General features: G+C 59.1%; 17 protein-coding genes and 1 other RNA gene. 4 read left to right on the top strand and 14 right to left on the bottom strand.

All coding sequences use genetic code 11. The features are described 5' to 3' along the window. Positions 1–4 precede the first annotated feature (4 nt). The 9 genes from mraY to rsmI form a co-directional block, all read right to left on the bottom strand. Positions 5–1,087: a phospho-N-acetylmuramoyl-pentapeptide-transferase gene (gene mraY, locus CKW16_RS21510; RefSeq protein WP_095130482.1), complete on the bottom strand. Its 1,083-nt coding sequence runs from the start codon at positions 1,085–1,087 to the stop codon at positions 5–7. After that, a complete protein-coding gene (gene murF / locus CKW16_RS21505; protein WP_095130480.1) occupies positions 1,087–2,454 on the bottom strand; it encodes a UDP-N-acetylmuramoyl-tripeptide--D-alanyl-D-alanine ligase in 1,368 nt (455 codons plus the stop codon). The genes mraY and murF overlap by 1 nt, the downstream gene beginning before the upstream one ends. Beyond that, positions 2,447–3,910: a UDP-N-acetylmuramoyl-L-alanyl-D-glutamate--2,6-diaminopimelate ligase gene (locus tag CKW16_RS21500; protein WP_095130478.1), complete on the bottom strand. Its 1,464-nt coding sequence runs from the start codon at positions 3,908–3,910 to the stop codon at positions 2,447–2,449. The genes murF and CKW16_RS21500 overlap by 8 nt, the downstream gene beginning before the upstream one ends. Continuing rightward, positions 3,910–5,649 (bottom strand): penicillin-binding protein 2, encoded by a 1,740-nt coding sequence (locus CKW16_RS21495; RefSeq protein WP_176471586.1) that lies wholly within the window; start codon positions 5,647–5,649, stop codon positions 3,910–3,912. Before CKW16_RS21495 ends, CKW16_RS21500 begins: the two co-directional genes overlap by 1 nt. After that, positions 5,649–5,942, bottom strand: coding sequence for a cell division protein FtsL (ftsL, locus tag CKW16_RS21490; protein ID WP_095130474.1), 294 nt, complete (start codon positions 5,940–5,942; stop codon positions 5,649–5,651). The genes CKW16_RS21495 and ftsL overlap by 1 nt, the downstream gene beginning before the upstream one ends. Next, positions 5,939–6,886 (bottom strand): 16S rRNA (cytosine(1402)-N(4))-methyltransferase RsmH, encoded by a 948-nt coding sequence (gene rsmH, locus CKW16_RS21485; protein WP_046048256.1) that lies wholly within the window; start codon positions 6,884–6,886, stop codon positions 5,939–5,941. Before rsmH ends, ftsL begins: the two co-directional genes overlap by 4 nt. Further along, positions 6,883–7,338 carry a division/cell wall cluster transcriptional repressor MraZ gene (gene mraZ / locus CKW16_RS21480; protein ID WP_095130472.1) on the bottom strand — a complete coding sequence of 152 codons (456 nt, stop codon included), beginning with the start codon at positions 7,336–7,338 and terminating at the stop codon, positions 6,883–6,885. The genes rsmH and mraZ overlap by 4 nt, the downstream gene beginning before the upstream one ends. A gap of 355 nt (positions 7,339–7,693) precedes the next feature. Beyond that, an RNA gene (gene rnpB, locus CKW16_RS21475) (RNase P RNA component class A) lies at positions 7,694–8,048 on the bottom strand. Positions 8,049–8,123: 75 nt separating this feature from the next. Beyond that, on the bottom strand, positions 8,124–9,029 hold the full coding sequence (rsmI, locus tag CKW16_RS21470) for a 16S rRNA (cytidine(1402)-2'-O)-methyltransferase (protein WP_167370436.1): 906 nt from the start codon (positions 9,027–9,029) through the stop codon (positions 8,124–8,126). 177 nt (positions 9,030–9,206) lie between these two features. Here rsmI and CKW16_RS21465 point away from each other — a divergent pair, with 177 nt between their 5' ends. The 4 genes from CKW16_RS21465 (at position 9,207) to CKW16_RS21450 (ending at position 12,653) form a co-directional block, all read left to right on the top strand. Continuing rightward, entirely contained in the window at positions 9,207–11,018 is a 1,812-nt protein-coding gene (locus CKW16_RS21465) for a penicillin-binding protein activator (RefSeq protein WP_095130470.1), read from the top strand. Then, a complete protein-coding gene (locus tag CKW16_RS21460; protein ID WP_019582357.1) occupies positions 11,018–11,380 on the top strand; it encodes a YraN family protein in 363 nt (120 codons plus the stop codon). The genes CKW16_RS21465 and CKW16_RS21460 overlap by 1 nt, the downstream gene beginning before the upstream one ends. A gap of 104 nt (positions 11,381–11,484) precedes the next feature. Beyond that, positions 11,485–12,078 carry a phosphoheptose isomerase gene (locus CKW16_RS21455; protein ID WP_008025961.1) on the top strand — a complete coding sequence of 198 codons (594 nt, stop codon included), beginning with the start codon at positions 11,485–11,487 and terminating at the stop codon, positions 12,076–12,078. Next, the gene (locus CKW16_RS21450) at positions 12,075–12,653 is read left to right on the top strand and encodes a BON domain-containing protein (protein ID WP_008147477.1); all 579 of its coding nucleotides are present in this window, start codon (positions 12,075–12,077) and stop codon (positions 12,651–12,653) included. Before CKW16_RS21455 ends, CKW16_RS21450 begins: the two co-directional genes overlap by 4 nt. 150 nt (positions 12,654–12,803) lie before the next feature. Here the strand turns inward: CKW16_RS21450 and CKW16_RS21445 are convergent, their stop codons facing one another. From CKW16_RS21445 to petA, 5 genes are all read right to left on the bottom strand, one after another. Beyond that, positions 12,804–13,217 (bottom strand): ClpXP protease specificity-enhancing factor, encoded by a 414-nt coding sequence (locus CKW16_RS21445; RefSeq protein ID WP_095130467.1) that lies wholly within the window; start codon positions 13,215–13,217, stop codon positions 12,804–12,806. A gap of 16 nt (positions 13,218–13,233) precedes the next feature. Continuing rightward, on the bottom strand, positions 13,234–13,851 hold the full coding sequence (locus tag CKW16_RS21440; protein WP_008155978.1) for a glutathione S-transferase N-terminal domain-containing protein: 618 nt from the start codon (positions 13,849–13,851) through the stop codon (positions 13,234–13,236). A 148-nt stretch (positions 13,852–13,999) separates the two neighbouring features. Continuing rightward, entirely contained in the window at positions 14,000–14,782 is a 783-nt protein-coding gene (locus CKW16_RS21435; protein WP_095130465.1) for a cytochrome c1, read from the bottom strand. After that, positions 14,782–15,993 (bottom strand): cytochrome bc complex cytochrome b subunit, encoded by a 1,212-nt coding sequence (locus tag CKW16_RS21430; protein ID WP_095130463.1) that lies wholly within the window; start codon positions 15,991–15,993, stop codon positions 14,782–14,784. The genes CKW16_RS21435 and CKW16_RS21430 overlap by 1 nt, the downstream gene beginning before the upstream one ends. Continuing rightward, positions 15,993–16,586, bottom strand: a complete 594-nt coding sequence (gene petA / locus CKW16_RS21425) for a ubiquinol-cytochrome c reductase iron-sulfur subunit (protein WP_007905300.1) — start codon at positions 16,584–16,586, stop codon at positions 15,993–15,995. Before petA ends, CKW16_RS21430 begins: the two co-directional genes overlap by 1 nt. Positions 16,587–16,662 lie beyond the last annotated feature (76 nt).

The following is a 16,662-nucleotide window of genomic DNA, read 5'->3' as shown; positions in this document are numbered from 1 at the left end:
CGTTCTACCTCAGCTTCAGGGTGGCAAGGCCAACCAGCACGAGAATCACGGTGATGATCCAGAAACGGACGATCACGCGTGGCTCGGGCCAGCCCTTGAGTTCAAAGTGGTGGTGTATCGGTGCCATGCGGAACACACGGCGACCGGTGAGCTTAAAGGAAGCAACCTGGATGACGACTGACAGGGTCTCCATCACGAACACGCCGCCCATGATGAACAGGACGATTTCCTGACGGACGATCACCGCAATGGTGCCCAGTGCCGCGCCCAGCGCCAGTGCGCCGACGTCGCCCATGAACACCTGAGCCGGATACGTGTTGAACCAGAGGAACCCGAGGCCCGCGCCGATCAAGGCGCCGCAGAAAACGATCAACTCGCCTGCGCCCGGGACATACGGAATCAGCAGGTATTCAGCGAATTTCACGTTACCCGACAGGTAGCAGAAAATGCCCAACCCGCCGCCGACCATTACGGTGGGCATGATCGCCAGACCGTCGAGGCCGTCGGTCAGGTTGACCGCGTTGCTCGAGCCGACGATCACGAAGTAGGTCAGGACGACGAAGCCTATGCCCAGCGGAATGCTGTGGTCCTTGAGCATCGGCAGGATCAGGGTGGTTTCCACCGGCGTCGCTGCAGTCATATAAAGGAAGATCGCCGCGCCCAGGCCGAACACCGATTGCCAGAAGTACTTCCAGCGGCTCGGCAAGCCACGGGAGTTCTTCTCGATCACTTTGCGGTAGTCGTCGACCCAGCCGATGGCGCCGAACAGCAAAGTCACCAGCAGCACGGTCCACACGTAACGGTTGCTCAGGTCAGCCCAAAGCAACGTGCTGACGCCGATGGACGACAGGATCAGCGCGCCGCCCATGGTCGGGGTGCCGGATTTGGACAGGTGCGATTGCGGACCGTCGTTACGAACGGATTGACCGATCTGACGGTTCTGTAAAGTGCGGATCATCCACGGGCCATAGCACAGCGACAAAACCAACGCGGTCAGCACACCGAGAATCCCGCGCAGGGTCAGGTACTGAAAGACCGCGAAGCCTTTGTAGAACTGTTGCAGATACTCCGCTAGCAGCAGCAGCATTAATGTTTCTCCAGGCTGGTCCCGCACAAAGCGGCGACGATGTTTTCCATCGCAGCGCTGCGCGATCCCTTGATCAAAATGGTGGTGTTTGTGTCTTGCTCGGCGCCGAGGGCCTTGATCAGTTCAGCCTGAGTGCTGAAGTGAAAGGCCTGTGGACCGAAAGCGTTCACGGCGTGAGCCATCATTGGCCCGACAGCGTAAAGCGCGGAAACCTTGCCGCGGGCGTACTCGCCCACATCGCGGTGCCCCTGCTCCGCCCAATCGCCCAACTCGCCGATATCCCCGAGCACCAGAACGGTGCGACCGGAAAAGCCGGCGAGTATATCAACGGCGGCGCACATGGAGGTGGGGTTCGCGTTGTACGTGTCATCGATTACGCGCATGCCATTGCTGGCCAGTTGCGCGACGGTGCGGCCCTTGACCGGCTGCACCGCACCAAGGCCGGTGGCGATGCCGAACAGCGACACGCCCAGCGCATGGGCGGCAGCGGCGGCGGCCATGGCATTGGCGACGTTATGGGTGCCGAGCAAGTTCAGTTGAACGCGCTCCATACCTGCAGGAGTGTGCAGGTTGAACGCCGGGCAACCGCGAGCGTCGCGGTCCAGATCGCTGGCGTAGAAATCGGCGCTGACATTGCTCAAGGCGAAGGTCAGCACTTTGCGACCGGCAGCGCGGGTCTTCCAGATGTCGAACGCCTTGTCGTCAAGATTGAGAACGGCGACGCCATCGGCATCCAGCCCTTCAATAATCTCGCCCTTGGCTTCAACGATTTTTTCCGGCCCGCCGAACTCGCCGACGTGGGCGGTCCCTGCGTTGTTGAGCACGGCCACATGAGGCTTGGTCATGCCGACGGTGTAGGCAATTTCGCCGAGCCGCGAAGCACCCAGTTCGATCACCGCAGCGGTATGTTCCGGTGCGAGTTCGAGCAGGGTCAGCGGAACGCCGAGATCATTGTTCAGGTTGCCACGGGTCGCCAACACCGGACCGCGCGTGCGCAGGATGCTGGCGAGCATTTCCTTGACCGTGGTCTTGCCGCTGGAACCGGTGATGGCCGCAACGGGATGGGTGTAAGCCGCACGGTTCAACGCGCCGAGTTGCCCCAGCGCCTGACGAGTATCTTTCACCAGCAATTGCGGCAGTGTGCTGTCGGCGACTTCGCGCTCGACCAGCGCCGCTACGGCGCCTTTTGCGGCGACGTCATTCAGATAGTCATGACCATCGAAGCGCGGGCCGGTCAGGGCAATAAAGAGCTGGCCTGGTTTGATAGCGCGGCTGTCGATGCTGACGCCGTCGAAGCTGGCATCGGCAGTGACCAAGCGGGCATTCAGCGCGCCGGTCAGTTCGCTCAGTTTCAAGGCTTTAAGCATGGGCCACCTCCCACGCGGTCAAGGCGTGATCGGCCTCGACCAGATCAGAGAAAGCGTGACGCTGGCCGTTGATTTCCTGATAGTCCTCGTGACCTTTACCGGCCAGGACAATCACGTCATCCGCCGAAGCGTTGGCGATCAATTGGGCAATCGCCTGGCCACGGCCAGCGACGAAGGTGACTTTATCCACAGCGGTAAAACCGGCGCGGATGTCGTCGAAGATCACTGCTGGGTCTTCGGTGCGCGGGTTGTCATCGGTCACCAGCACGCCGTCTGCCAGACGCTCGACCACTTCAGCCATGAGCGGACGTTTGCCGCGATCGCGATCACCACCGCAACCGAACAGGCACAGCAAACGGCCTTTGGCGTGAGGACGCAGGGCCATCAAGACTTTTTCCAGCGCATCCGGTGTGTGGGCGTAATCGACCACGACCAGCGGCTGAGTACCGCCGCCGAGGCGCTGCATGCGTCCGGCCGGGCCTTCGAGTTTCGGCAGCACGCTGAGGATTTCGTCCAGCGCGTAGTCCAGCCCCAGCAAGGCACCGACCGCGGCCAGCACGTTGCTCAGGTTGAAGCGACCGAGCAAGGTGCTGCGCAAGTGATGCTCACCCTGCGGCGTGACCAACGTGGCGCGCACACCTTCGTCATCGAACTGCGCTTCACGGCAATAAAGGTAAGCGCTGGCATCTTCCAGGCTGTAGGTGATCAAGCGTGACTCGCGTTTATCGGCTGCCAGTTGGCGGCCGAATTCGTCGTCGAGGTTAACCACCCGGCACTTCAAATCGTTCCAGGTAAACAGCTTGGCCTTGGCTTCGCCGTAAGCTTGCATGGTGCCGTGATAATCCAGGTGATCGCGGGACAGGTTGGTCATCACCGCCACATCGAACGCCAGTGCGGTAACGCGGCCCTGATCCAGACCGTGGGAAGAAACTTCCATGGCGACGGCTTTGGCACCCGCCTTTTTCAGGTCGGCGAGGGTTGCCTGCACGGCGATCGGGTTCGGCGTGGTGTGCAAGCCGCTTTCGAGCGCGCCGTAAAAACCGGTGCCCAACGTGCCGACGATGCCGCAGTGCTGGCCGAGCAAATCCAATGCTTGCGCAACCAACTGCGTCACGCTGGTTTTGCCGTTGGTGCCGGTCACGCCGATCAGGTTCAGGTGACGACTAGGGTCACCGTAAAAACGCCCGGCGATGTCCGACAGCTGCGCCGCCAGGCCTTTGACCGGAATCAGCGGAACATCGGTAATCGGCAATACGGTCGCACCTTCGACTTCATACGCCACAGCGGCAGCGCCGCGTTGCAGGGCGTCGGCAATGTGCGCGCGACCGTCGAATTTGCCGCCAGGGACGGCGAGAAACAGATCGCCAGCCCGCACGTTGCGGCTGTCCAGGGTCAGTTCGCGGATCAACAGATCGCGGCCGGCGTGGGCGAAAATCTTGTTCAGACTCAGAGACATCAGCCTCGCCCTCCATTGGCTTTCAGCGGAACGACCGGTGCTGCGTTCGCTTGTTGAGTAGGTGGCAGGTTGTCCGGGGTGATGTTCATCAGACGCAAGGTCCCGGACATCACTTTGCTGAACACCGGGGCCGATACCAGACCACCGTAGTAGCCGGCTTTGGTCGGTTCATCGATCACCACCACGATGGCGTAGCGCGGATCGCTCATCGGGCCGAAGCCGGCGAACAGCGAGCGGTAGGAATTCTCGGCGTAGCCTTTGGTACCGACCGACGTTTTACGTGCGGTACCCGACTTGCCGCCCACGTGATACGCCGGCACTTGCGCACGGAATACACCGCGCGGGGCTTCGATCACTTGTTGCAGCATGGTTTGCATGGTTTTCGCGACAGCTTCCGGCAATACCTGTGTGGTTTGCGGCGCCTTGTCGGTTTTGATCAGGGTCAGCGGCGCGAGGCGACCATTGTTGGCCAGGGCCGAGAAGGCGTGGACCAACTGGATCGCGGTCACGGAAATACCGTAGCCGTAAGACAGCGTGGCGGTTTCAGCCTTGCGCCATTCGCGGTAGTTCGGCAGGTTGCCGACGCGCTCGCCCGGGAAGCCCAGGCCGGTGTCCTGGCCGAGGCCGACTTTTTGCGCCAGACGGAAAATCGTTTCGCCGCCGATATCGAAGGCGACCTTACTCATGCCGACGTTACTGGAGTTGATCAGGATGCCCGTCAGGTCGAGCACCGGACCTTCGCTCTTGGAGACGTCCTTGATGGTGTATTTACCAATCTGCAAAGTGCCCGGGTACACCTCAACGGTATCGGTCGGCTTCCAGCGCCCGGTTTCAATCGCGGCGCTCATGGAGATCGCTTTCATCGTCGAACCCGGTTCGAACACGTCGATCATCGCGCGGTTACGCATCATCGCCGGTTGCAGGTTGCGACGGTTGTTCGGGTTGTAGGTCGGCTGGTTGACCATGGCGAGGATCTCGCCGCTCTTCACGTCCATGATCACCAGGCTGCCGGCCTTGGCGCCGTTCTCGATGATCGCGTTACGCAGTTCACGGTTGGCCAGGTATTGCAGACGCAGGTCAATGGACAACGCCAAGGGCTTTCCGGCCTTGGCGTTTTTGGTGACCTGGACATCCTTGATCAGCCGGCCACGCCGGTCCTTGATCACCTGCCGCTTGCCGGGGACCCCGGCCAGCCATTCGTCATAGGCCAGCTCGACGCCTTCACGACCGTGGTCGTCGATGTCGGTAAAACCGACCATATGGGCAGTGACTTCACCGGCCGGGTAGAAACGCCGGAATTCTTCGATGCCATAAACGCCCGGCACTTTCAGATCGAGCACGGACTGGCCCTGTTCGGGGGTCAGCCCACGCACCAGATAAATGAATTCTTTGTTGGCCTGGGCCTCGAGACGTTCGGCCAGGGCTTTCGGGTCCTGCCCCAAGGCAGCTGCCAGTGCAGGCCACTTCTCTTTGGCCGTTTGCATTTCCTTGGCATTGGCCCAAAGGGTGGTGACTGGGGTACTCACGGCCAAAGGCTCGCCGTTACGGTCGGTGATCAGACCACGGTGAGCCGGAATCGGAATATGACGAACACTGCGCGCATCGCCCTGACCTTTAAGAAAGGCACGGTCGACTACTTGCAGATCGATAATGCGCCAGGCAATCGCTGCGACCATGACGCTGAGCAAACCCACCACCAGGCGGAACCGCCATGGAAAGAGTGCGCCCTCGAGTTTCATCATGGCGCCACCATCTGCACTTCAGCGGCGCCGGGAATGCGCATCTTCAGTTGCTCGCTCGCCAGGACTTCGATACGGCTGTGGGCGGTCCAGGTGCTCTGCTCGAGAATCAAACGGCCCCACTCCGCTTGCGCCTTGTCGCGCACGCTCAACTCGTTGTACAGCGAGTTCAACAGTTGACGGTTCCAGTGGGCGCTATAGGAAACACCGATGGCCGACACGAGCACGCCAATAAACAGCAGAAACATGAAAAAGCTTCCGCCGGGAAGTGGCTTGGCGAAAAGCTTACTCACCGCAGCTTCTCCGCGACGCGCATGACGGCGCTACGGGAACGTGGGTTGGCTTTGAGTTCGGCCTCGGAGGCGGACTGCGCTTTGCCATGGATTTTGATTATTGGTTCGAAGGCGACGTGACGTACCGGCAGGTTGCGCGGCAAGTTGTCGGCTTCGCCTTTCACCAGTTTGCGCATGAACAGTTTGACGATGCGGTCTTCCAGCGAGTGGAAGCTGATGACGACCAGACGTCCACCGACTTCCAGGCATTCCAGTGCGGCTTCGAGGCCGGCTTCCAGATCACCCAGTTCGTTGTTGACGTGAATACGCAGGCCCTGAAACGCACGGGTCGCCGGGTTTTTGCCCTTTTCCCATGCAGGGTTGGCAACTTTCAGGACTTCAGCCAGATCGGCAGTGCGCTCGAACGGCTTGATGTCGCGACGCTCGGCCACGGCACGGGCCATGCGGCCGGAGAAACGTTCTTCGCCGTATTGCTTGAACACCCGGGCGATTTCTTCCACGGGGGCCGTGTTGACGAATTCGGCAGCGCTGATCCCGCGGGACGGATCCATGCGCATGTCCAGCGGGCCATCATTGAGGAAACTGAAGCCGCGCTCAGGGTCGTCGAGCTGCGGCGAGGACACGCCGAGATCGAGCAAAACGCCGCTGACCTTGCCGTCCAGACCGCGTTCGGCAACTTCCGAACCGAGCTCGGCAAAGCTGCGCTGTACAACGACAAAGCGGCCGTCTTCGGCCGCTAGCGTTTGCCCGGTGGCAATCGCTTGAGGATCTTTGTCGAATCCGAGTACCCGGCCATCAGGGCCGAGCTGGCTCAGGATCAACCGACTGTGGCCGCCGCGCCCGAACGTACCGTCCAGATAGCAGCCATCAGGACGTACGGCGAGAGCCTCCACGGCTTCGTCAAGCAGTACGGTGATGTGGTTAAAGCCGCTATCAATAGTCACAGGATCAAATCACGCAGTTCATCAGGCATGGCGCCCGGTTGTTGAATGGCAGCCAGGTCAGCGGCAGAAACCGCATCCCAGGCATCCTCGTCCCACAATTGGAACTTGTTCAGTTGGCCTACCAACATCGCGCGCTTATCCAACTTGGCATATTCACGAAGACGCGGTGGAACCAGAAAACGACCACTGCCATCGAGCTCGAGGTCGACGGCATTACCAATCAGTAAACGTTGCAGGCGGCGGCTCTCTTCGCTAAACGAAGGGAGTGTGCGCAGTTTGGTTTCAATAATTTCCCACTCATCGAGGGGGTAAACACACAAACACGGATCAACGGCATCAATTGTGACGATTAACTGACCGGAACTACGCGAAACGAGCTCGTCACGGTACCGGCTCGGCATAGCGAGACGGCCCTTTGCGTCGAGACTGATAGCGTTAGCTCCGCGAAACACGTCAGCGTTTCTCCAAATATTAGCGTTTTGAGCTCAAAAAACCCACTTCATGCCACTTTCCGCCACTTGTGCACACTATAGGAATGCGGCCACCGCACCGTCAAGGCGCGGATTAAAGGAAAAGCCTTACAGAACTGAGATTTAGGAGCGTATTAGGAGGGGTAAGGAGAATCAGACGTGTAATCCCGCTCAATAACTTGAACCAGCACTGATGGCTGCGCTCGAAAGTTAAAGTAATTTGTTAAGAGTAAGATTTTTTTGGTATTACGAAAGTGCTTCTGCTGTTGATTCTGTAAGGAGGGAAATTGCTACTACAGGCGCCCTGCTCAATGATTAAAGCAGGGAGGGGAAAAAGGTGGAGAGTCGATCTGTAAGCCGGGTTCTGTCTTGAACAGTCATTCGTCTACGATGGCCATCACTGGACATCTTTAGCAACCTACCCGGTCCCAGCGCGGGCCACGCCTTGGGACCCTATTTGGTCTTGCTCCAAGTGGGGTTTACCTAAGCCACGAACTGTTGCCAGACGTGCGGTGCGCTCTTACCGCACCTTTTCACCCTTACCGGCGCCGAAGCGCTTAGGCGGTTATTTTCTGTGGCACTTTCCGTAGGCTCACGCCTCCCAGGCATTACCTGGCACTTCGCCCTATGGAGCCCGGACTTTCCTCCCCCCCCTAATTTTCATAGAGGGCAGCGACTGTCCGATCGACTCTCCGCCGCGAAGATTAACGGCAGAGCAGCCGAAGGACAAGCGCTAAACGCCTCGGGCTACGCCTGCACGTCGGTTTTTACTCGCCCTTCTGTTTATCCAGCGCGACCTGATAGAGCACATTCTTGCGCTCGCCGGTAATTTGCGCCGCCAACGCTGCAGCTCGCTTGAGCGGCATCTCTTCAAGCAACAGATTCAGAATGCGCATCGCCTCACTGCTGACGGCGTCCTCGGTCTCGGGGGCAGACCAACCCGCCACCAACACCACGCACTCACCGCGCTGCTGATTGCTGTCCGACTCGACGAACTCGCGTAACTCGGCCAGCGGCAAGCCCTTAAGGGTTTCAAAGGTTTTAGTGATTTCACGGGCCAGCAAAGCCGGGCGCTCCCCACCGAACACCAGTTCCATGTCTTGCAGACATTCAAGGATCCGGTGCGGGGCTTCATAAAAAATCAGCGTGCGCGGTTCTTCCTTTACCAACTCAAGACGGGCGCGTCGACCGACAGCCTTGGCCGGCAGGAAGCCTTCGAAGATGAAACGGTCCGACGGCAACCCCGCCGCTGACAACGCTGCGATCAACGCGCAGGCGCCCGGAACCGGCACTACATTGATACCCGCAGCACGAGCCTGACGCACAAGGTGATAACCCGGATCGGAAATCAACGGCGTGCCGGCATCTGAAATCAGCGCCACATCGTCGCCGGCAAGCAAGCGAGTGATAAAGCGGCTACCTTCATCCCGCTCATTGTGTTCATGGCAGGCCGCCAGCGGCGTAGGAATGCCGAAATGCTGCATCAATCGCTGAGAGTGACGGGTATCTTCGGCGGCGATCAGCGCGACGTCGCGCAGGATTTTCAGCGCACGCGCACTGATGTCGTCCAGGTTGCCGATGGGTGTCGCCACCACATAAAGCGAGCCAGCAGCGGAATTCAAAGCACCTGGAGCAGTCAAAGCGCACACCTCATGATCGGTAAAAGCCGCCATTGTAGCGCGTCGTGAGGTTCGCGATACGCGCAAGCAACCCTCGGTTTTGCAGCCTTTTGTGCAGTGCCGCAACATTTGCACGAGCTAAATTGATCGATTCACACCAGTAACATCGCGCCCCGGCCAGTGCTTGGGTACAATTCCACGCTAATTTGATCGAGTATCAGGAACACTTACATGATCGCTTGCCTGCGGCTGCTCACTGCCCTCTGCCTCGCTGCCTTGCTGGCGGCTTGCGCCAGCTCGCCCTCCTCCAGCCTTGGCGAACTTCCACGGACCCCGGATGCCAGTATCGAGCAGTTGCTCGCACAGGCTGCTCAAAGCAAAGACCCGGAAAAAGCCTCTCTGTTGCGCCTGAGTGCGGCAGACCTGGCCTATCGTCAGGGGAATGCCGGCCAGTCCGCGCAAATCCTGCAACAAGTCCCCGTCGAAACACTCAAGCCTGGCCAACAGGTTTTCGCCAGTACCCTGGCGGCTGAACTGGCCATGGTTCGCAATCAGCCCAAAGCGGCGCTGACTGCCTTGAGTCATCCGAGCCTGCAACGCCTGAGTGAATTGCCGGTTGAGCAACAGGTTCGCACCGGCACTGTTCATGCCCGCGCCCTTGAAGCTGATGGCCAGACGCTGGCCGCCGCACGGGAGCGCATCTTCATCGCGCCAATGCTTGAAGGTGAAGCCGCGAGCAAAAACCACGAAGCGATCTGGACCCTGATCGCCTCGCTGCCGACTGATCAATTGCAGCCAACCGCTACCGACGACCTCGGCGGCTGGATGGGCCTGGCGCAGGCGGTGAAAACTGCCGGCACCCTGGAACAGCAGCAAGCCGCGATCGACAACTGGCGCGAACAGAATCCAAAGCACCCGGCTGCCATCCAGCTGCCGTTGCCACTGACCAAACTCAAGGAACTGGCCAGCCAGCCTCTGAGCAAAATCGCCCTGCTGCTGCCACAAGACGGCCCGCTGGCGTCGGTCGGCAAAGCACTGCGCGAAGGTTTCATGGCTGCTCACTACCAGGCCCAACAAGCCGGGCAGAAGCCGCCAGCCATCGAGTTCTATGACAGCTCGCGCCTGACGTCCCTCGACGAGTTCTATCGCAAGGCTCAGGCCGACGGCGTGCAACTGGTCGTTGGCCCGCTGGAGAAACCGCTGGTCAAACAGCTCAGCGCTCGCCCGCAACTGCCGATCACCACCCTGGCGCTGAATTACAGCGAAGGCGCACAAGGTCCGGCCCAACTGTTCCAGTTCGGTCTTGCGGCTGAAGACGAAGCCCGCGAAGTGTCCCGCCGTGCTCGCGCCGATGGCCTGCATCGCGCAGCCATCATGGTGCCGAAAGGCGAATGGGGCGATCGCGTCTTGAGAGCATTCAGCCAGGATTGGCAGGCTAACGGTGGCAGCATCGTCGCTACCGAACGCGTCGATCAACCGGTTCAACTGGCCCAGCAGATTGCCGACATGTTCCAGCTCCGTCAGAGCGAAGGTCGTGCCAAGAGCCTGCAAAGCACCGTTGGCGGGCAGGTAGCCGCCCAGCCTTCGCGCCGTCAGGACATCGAGTTCATCTTCCTGGCTGCAACGCCTCAGCAAGCCCAGCAGATCAAGCCGACCCTGAACTTCCAGTACGCCGGCGACGTGCCGGTTTATGCCACCTCCCACGTGTTCAGCGCCAGCGGCGATGTGAACCAGTACAACGACATGAACGGCATTCGCTTCTGCGAAACCCCATGGTTGCTGGAGGCCAATGATCCACTGCGCAAACAGGTCACTGCACAATGGCCACAGGCTGCTGGCAGCCTAGGTCGTCTGTACGCGATGGGTGTTGATGCCTATCGCCTGGCACCACGCCTGGGTCAACTCAAGGCTCTGCCGGACAGCCGCATCGAAGGTCAATCGGGCAGCCTGGGCATGACTCAGAACCAACGTGTGGTCCGCCAGTTGCCGTGGGCACAGTTCGTCAGCGGCCAGGTTCAACGCCTGCCGGACACCCCGCGCTGATGCCCGACAGATCACGCCAGCAAAGCGGTAAAGATGCCGAGCGCCATGCGCTCGAGCATCTTCAACAACAAGGTCTGCGCCTGCTGGCGCAGAACTGGTTGTGTAAACGCGGTGAGCTTGATCTGGTCATGCTTGATGGCGATACAGTAGTATTCGTTGAAGTCCGCTACAGAAAAAACACTCAATGGGGTGGCGCGCTCGATAGCATTGATGAGCGCAAACGGCAGAAACTGATTTTTGCCGCGCAGTATTTTCTTCAGCGCGAGTCGCGTTGGGCCAATTCCCCTTGCCGTTTCGACGTGGTTGCCATCGACAGCAACCTCGATCAGTTGAACTGGTTGCAGAATGCCTTCGACAGTTGATCGCGAGCACCCCGAACCGGACACTTTCACCCAACACTTTTGCTCTTTGCTTTGCGGGCTGCACATTCATGTGCCGAGTAGCCGCGCTAATTAAGGTCACACAGATGGACATGCAATCCCGAATTCGCCAGCTTTTTCAGGCCAGTATCGATACCAAGCAAATGGCGATGGACGTACTTGCACCGCACATCGAGCAAGCCAGCCAAGTGATGGTCAACGCCCTGCTCAACGAAGGCAAAATGCTGTCCTGCGGCAACGGCGGCTCTGCCGGTGATGCCCAGCACTTCTCGTCCGAGCTGCTCAACCGTTTCGAGCGCGAGCGTCCGAGCCTGCCAGCGATTGCGCTGACCACCGACAGCTCGACGATCACCTCGATCGCCAACGACTACAGCTACAACGAAATCTTCTCCAAACAGATCCGCGCCCTCGGCCAGCCGGGTGACGTATTGCTGGCGATTTCCACCAGCGGCAACTCGGCAAACATTATTCAAGCGATCCAGGCCGCACATGATCGCGAAATGATTGTCGTAGCATTGACCGGTCGCGATGGCGGCGGCATGGCGTCGCTGCTATTGCCCGAGGACGTCGAGATTCGCGTACCGGCCAACGTCACCGCACGTATTCAGGAAGTCCACCTGCTGGCGATCCATTGCCTTTGCGATTTGATCGACAGCCAACTGTTCGGGAGTGAAGAATGACCCCTAATCGCCTAGGCCTTCTGGCCTTGACCCTGTGCCTCGGCATCAGCGGCTGCACCTCGGTGGTTAACGCCAGCCGTGAAGCACCGATTGAAGATGACCGCGGCACCCGCACCTTCGGCAGTAAGATCGACGACTCTCTGATCGACACCAAGGTCGGCGTGAACATCGCCAAGGCCGATCCTGCCCTGGACAACGACTCACACATCGTCGTCACCAGCTTCAACGGTGTCGTGCTGCTCGCCGGGCAAACCCCGCGTGCCGACCTCAAGGCCAAGGCCGAACAGGCCGCTGCGGCTGTTCAGCGGGTGAAGACAGTCCACAACGAACTGCAAGTCCTGCCACCTTCCGGCTTCCTTGCCCGCCAGAACGACACCTGGCTGACCTCCAAGATCAAGACCCAGATGCTCACCGATCCGAACATTCCGGGCTCGCGCATCAAGGTTGTCACCGAGAACGGCATCGTCTACCTGCTGGGCCTGCTGACCAAGCAGGAAGCTGCCCAAGCCACCAACCTGGTGCAAGGCGTTTCCGGGGTGCAGAAGATCGTGAAACTGTTCGAGTACATCGACTGATACTTGCTTACCGGTGATGGCACTCTTGAGATCGCCATTGACCCGTAGGAGCACAGCTTGCTGGCGATAGCGCCTTCAAGATCGCCATCGCCGGCAAGCCGTGCTCCTACACGTAATAAAAAAGGCGATCCTTGCGGATCGCCTTTTTTATTACTTCACCACCTTCAAACTCGGTCGACCGCTGGGACGCGGCGGCTCGCTGTCGGGTGGCGGAATATCGTCATCCGGCTCGATCTCTTCCTCGTCTTCCATAGGCGATTCCAGATCAAACACCATGCCCTGACCGTTCTCCCGGGCGTAGATGCCCAGGATCGATGCGATAGGCACGAACAGGGTGTGCGGCACGCCACCGAAGCGCCCTTCGAAGCTGACCGCTTCGTTGTCCATGTGCAGATGACGCACGGCTGCCGGCGATACGTTCAGGACAATCTGTCCGTCACTGGCAAAACCCTGAGGCACCTGCACCGACGGATACTCGGAATTGACCAGCATGTGCGGGGTGCAATCGTTGTCCACAATCCACTCGTAGAGCGCGCGGACCAGATAAGGTCGACTGGAGTTCATAGCGGCTCCTTAAGCCTTAGCGCATATCGCGTTCGACACCAGACAGACTCGCCTGGAAAGCCTCACGCGCAAACGAGCGCTCCATGTAATCAAGCAGCGGCTTGGCAGGCCGCGGCAGTTCTATACCCAGAATCGGCAATCGCCAGAGTATTGGTAATAGGCAGCAATCCACCAGACTTTGTTCCTCACTGAGGAAAAACGGCTTGTCGGCGAACAACGGCGACACGCCGGTCAGGCTTTCGCGCAGCTCTTTCCGAGCCACGACACGGGCTGCTTCCTTGGACCGGGAATCCAGGATCAGATCCACCAGACCACACCAGTCACGCTGAATACGATGAATCAGCAGACGGCTGTTGGCACGCGCCACTGGATAAACCGGCAGTAAAGGCGGGTGCGGGTAACGCTCATCCAGATATTCCATCACCACGGTCGACTCCCACAACGCCAGGTCACGATCGACCAGGGTGGGCAAGCTGCCGTAAGGGTTCACTTCAATCAGTTTAGGCGGCTGGCGACCAGCTTCCACGTAAATGATCTCGGCGCTGACACCCTTCTCTGCAAGTACGATACGCACTCGGTGGGAATAGTGGTCGGCGGGGTCGGAGTAACAGGCCAACCGATTGGTCACGCCCATGGCGGTCCTCCTCGCTTGTTGAAATTATCGGAAACGGAAAAACGCGCGCGCCCAGAGGGCGCCTCTCGTAACGCCTGGATCACCAGGCTCGTTACACCTTCAGAGACGCCCTTGGGCGCGCGCGATTGACAGCAATTTTACAGCAATATCAATGGACGTCTTTCCAGTATTCACGCTTGAGCAAGTATGCGAATACGAAGAAGAACGCCAGGTACAGCAACACATAGGTACCGATGCGCTGATGCTGCAGCTTCACCGGGTTGGCCGAGTAGGCCAGGAAGGTCACCAGATTCTTGACCTTCTCGTCGAACTGCTCTTCGTTCAGCGTGCCGGTTTTCGGCAGCACGGTCAGCTGGTCGCAGGCTTCATGAGTCAAAGCCGTGCCCGTCAGCGGATCGTATTGCTTCTTGCCGTCTTCGACGATTTGAACTTGTTTACAGCCTACCACCTGACGACCCTGCAGGCCGACCAGAACGTTAGGCATCCCGACGTTCGGGAACACCTTGTTGTTCACGCCCCAAGGACGCGATGGGTCTTCGTAGAAAGACTTCAGGTAACCGTAGAGCCAGTCAGTGCCACGAACGCGGGCGACCAGGGTCAGGTCGGGCGGCGCCGCACCGAACCAGGTCTTGGCGTCAGCCGGCTGCATGCCGATGCTCATGTGGTCGCCAATCTTGGCGCCGGTGAACACCAGCTTCTCAAGCATCAGCTCATGAGGAATGCCCAGATCATCGGCCACACGCTCGTAGCGCTGGAACTTGGCGCTGTGGCAGCCCATGCAATAGTTGGCGAACGTACGTGCGCCGTCCTGCATGGCCGCTTTGTCGGAGACGTCGATATCGACCTTTTCCAACTCGGGAGCGCCAGCTGTCGAGGCGAACGAGAACACAGGCATCGCCGCAAGAATCAGTACAGCAAATAGCTTTTTCATCAGCCAGTCACCCTTTCCGGAACCGGTTTGGTCTTCTCGAGCCTGGTGTAGAACGGCATCAGAATGAAGTAGGCGAAGTACAGGAAGGTACATACCTGCGACAGCAACGTACGGCCTGGAGTTGGAGCCAATACGCCCAGCACGCCCAGGATCACGAACGAGATGCAGAACACCCAGAGCCAGATCTTGCTCATCCAGCCTTTGTAGCGCATCGACTTGACCGGACTACGATCGAGCCATGGCAGGACGAACAGCACAGCGATAGCCGCGCCCATGGCGATAACGCCCAGGAGCTTGTCCGGAATCGCCCGCAGAATCGCGTAGAACGGGGTGAAGTACCAGACCGGAGCGATGTGCTCTGGCGTCTTGAAGGCGTTCGCCACTTCAAAGTTCGGCTTCTCGAGGAAGTAGCCGCCCATTTCCGGGAAGAAGAACACGATCGAGCAGAAGATAAACAGGAACACCACCACGCCGACGATATCTTTCACGGTGTAGTACGGGTGGAAGGCAATGCCGTCCAGCGGTACGCCGTTTTCGTCTTTGTATTTCTTGATGTCCACGCCGTCCGGGTTGTTCGACCCGACTTCGTGCAGCGCCAGAACGTGCAGCACCACCAGCCCGAGGATCACGATCGGCAAGGCCACAACGTGCAGGGCGAAGAAGCGGTTCAGGGTGATACCGGAAATCAGGTAGTCACCACGGATCCACTGAGTCAGATCGTTGCCGATGACCGGGATCGCACCGAACAGCGAGATGATCACCTGGGCCCCCCAGTAGGACATCTGACCCCACGGCAGCAGGTAACCCATGAAGGCTTCAGCCATCAGCGCCAGATAGATCAGCATACCGAAGACCCACACCAGCTCACGCGGCTTCTGGTACGAACCGTAGAGCAAGCCACGGAACATGTGCAGATAGACCACGATGAAGAACGCCGAGGCGCCGGTGGAGTGCAGCAGACGTAGGATCGAGCCGTACTCGACGTCGCGCATGATGTATTCGACGGAAGCAAATGCCTCTTCCGCCGACGGGGTGTAGCTCATGGTCAGCCAGACACCGGTAACGATCTGGTTGACCAGAACGAGCAGCGCGAGGGAACCAAAGAAATAGAAGAAGTTGAAGTTCTTCGGGGCGTAGTACTTGCTGAGATGGTCTTCCCACATTTTGGTCGCGGGAAAGCGCGCATCAACCCAATCCATGAACTTGCTCATCACGCTTTCTCCGTATCGACGCCAATGACAATGATGTCATCGGTCTCATAGGAATGCGGGGGAACTGGCAGGTTCAAAGGCGCAGGTTGCGACTTGTAGACGCGGCCAGCCAGATCGTAGTGGGAACCGTGGCAAGGGCAGAAATAACCACCTACCCAGTCCTTGCCCAGATCCGCAGGTGCCACTTCTGGACGGAAGGTCGGCGAGCAACCCAGGTGCGTGCAGATACCGATCAGCAGCAGAACCTCTGGCTTGATCGAACGCGTTTCCGGGTCGACATAAGTCGGTTGTGTCGAGTTCTTGGAGGTCGGGTCAGACAGCTGGCCCTCGATCTTTTTCAGATTCCCCAGGATTTCCTCAGTACGGCGGACAATGAACACCGGCTGACCGCGCCACTCAGCAATCATCTGCTGGCCTGGCTCGATTTTGCTGACATTCACCTTCACCGGTGCACCTGCGGCTTTCGCCTTGGCACTGGGAAACCATGACCCCACGAACGGGACCGCAGCCCCCACCGCTCCTGCAGCACCCACCACGGATGTGGCTGCTACCAAGAAGCGACGCCGGCCTGCATTCACGCCGTCATTGCTCATTCAGTCCTCTCCCATCAGCTTTGTGGCCTGTTAAATCAGGCGTCTACTAAGTAAAAATCTGAACTTATAAAAATTT

The sequence above is a fragment of the Pseudomonas sp. Irchel s3h14 genome, from assembly GCF_900187425.1.
Taxonomy (GTDB): domain Bacteria; phylum Pseudomonadota; class Gammaproteobacteria; order Pseudomonadales; family Pseudomonadaceae; genus Aquipseudomonas.
Note: the sequence above shows the minus strand (reverse complement) of the source record. Positions and strands in the feature narration are given on the sequence as shown.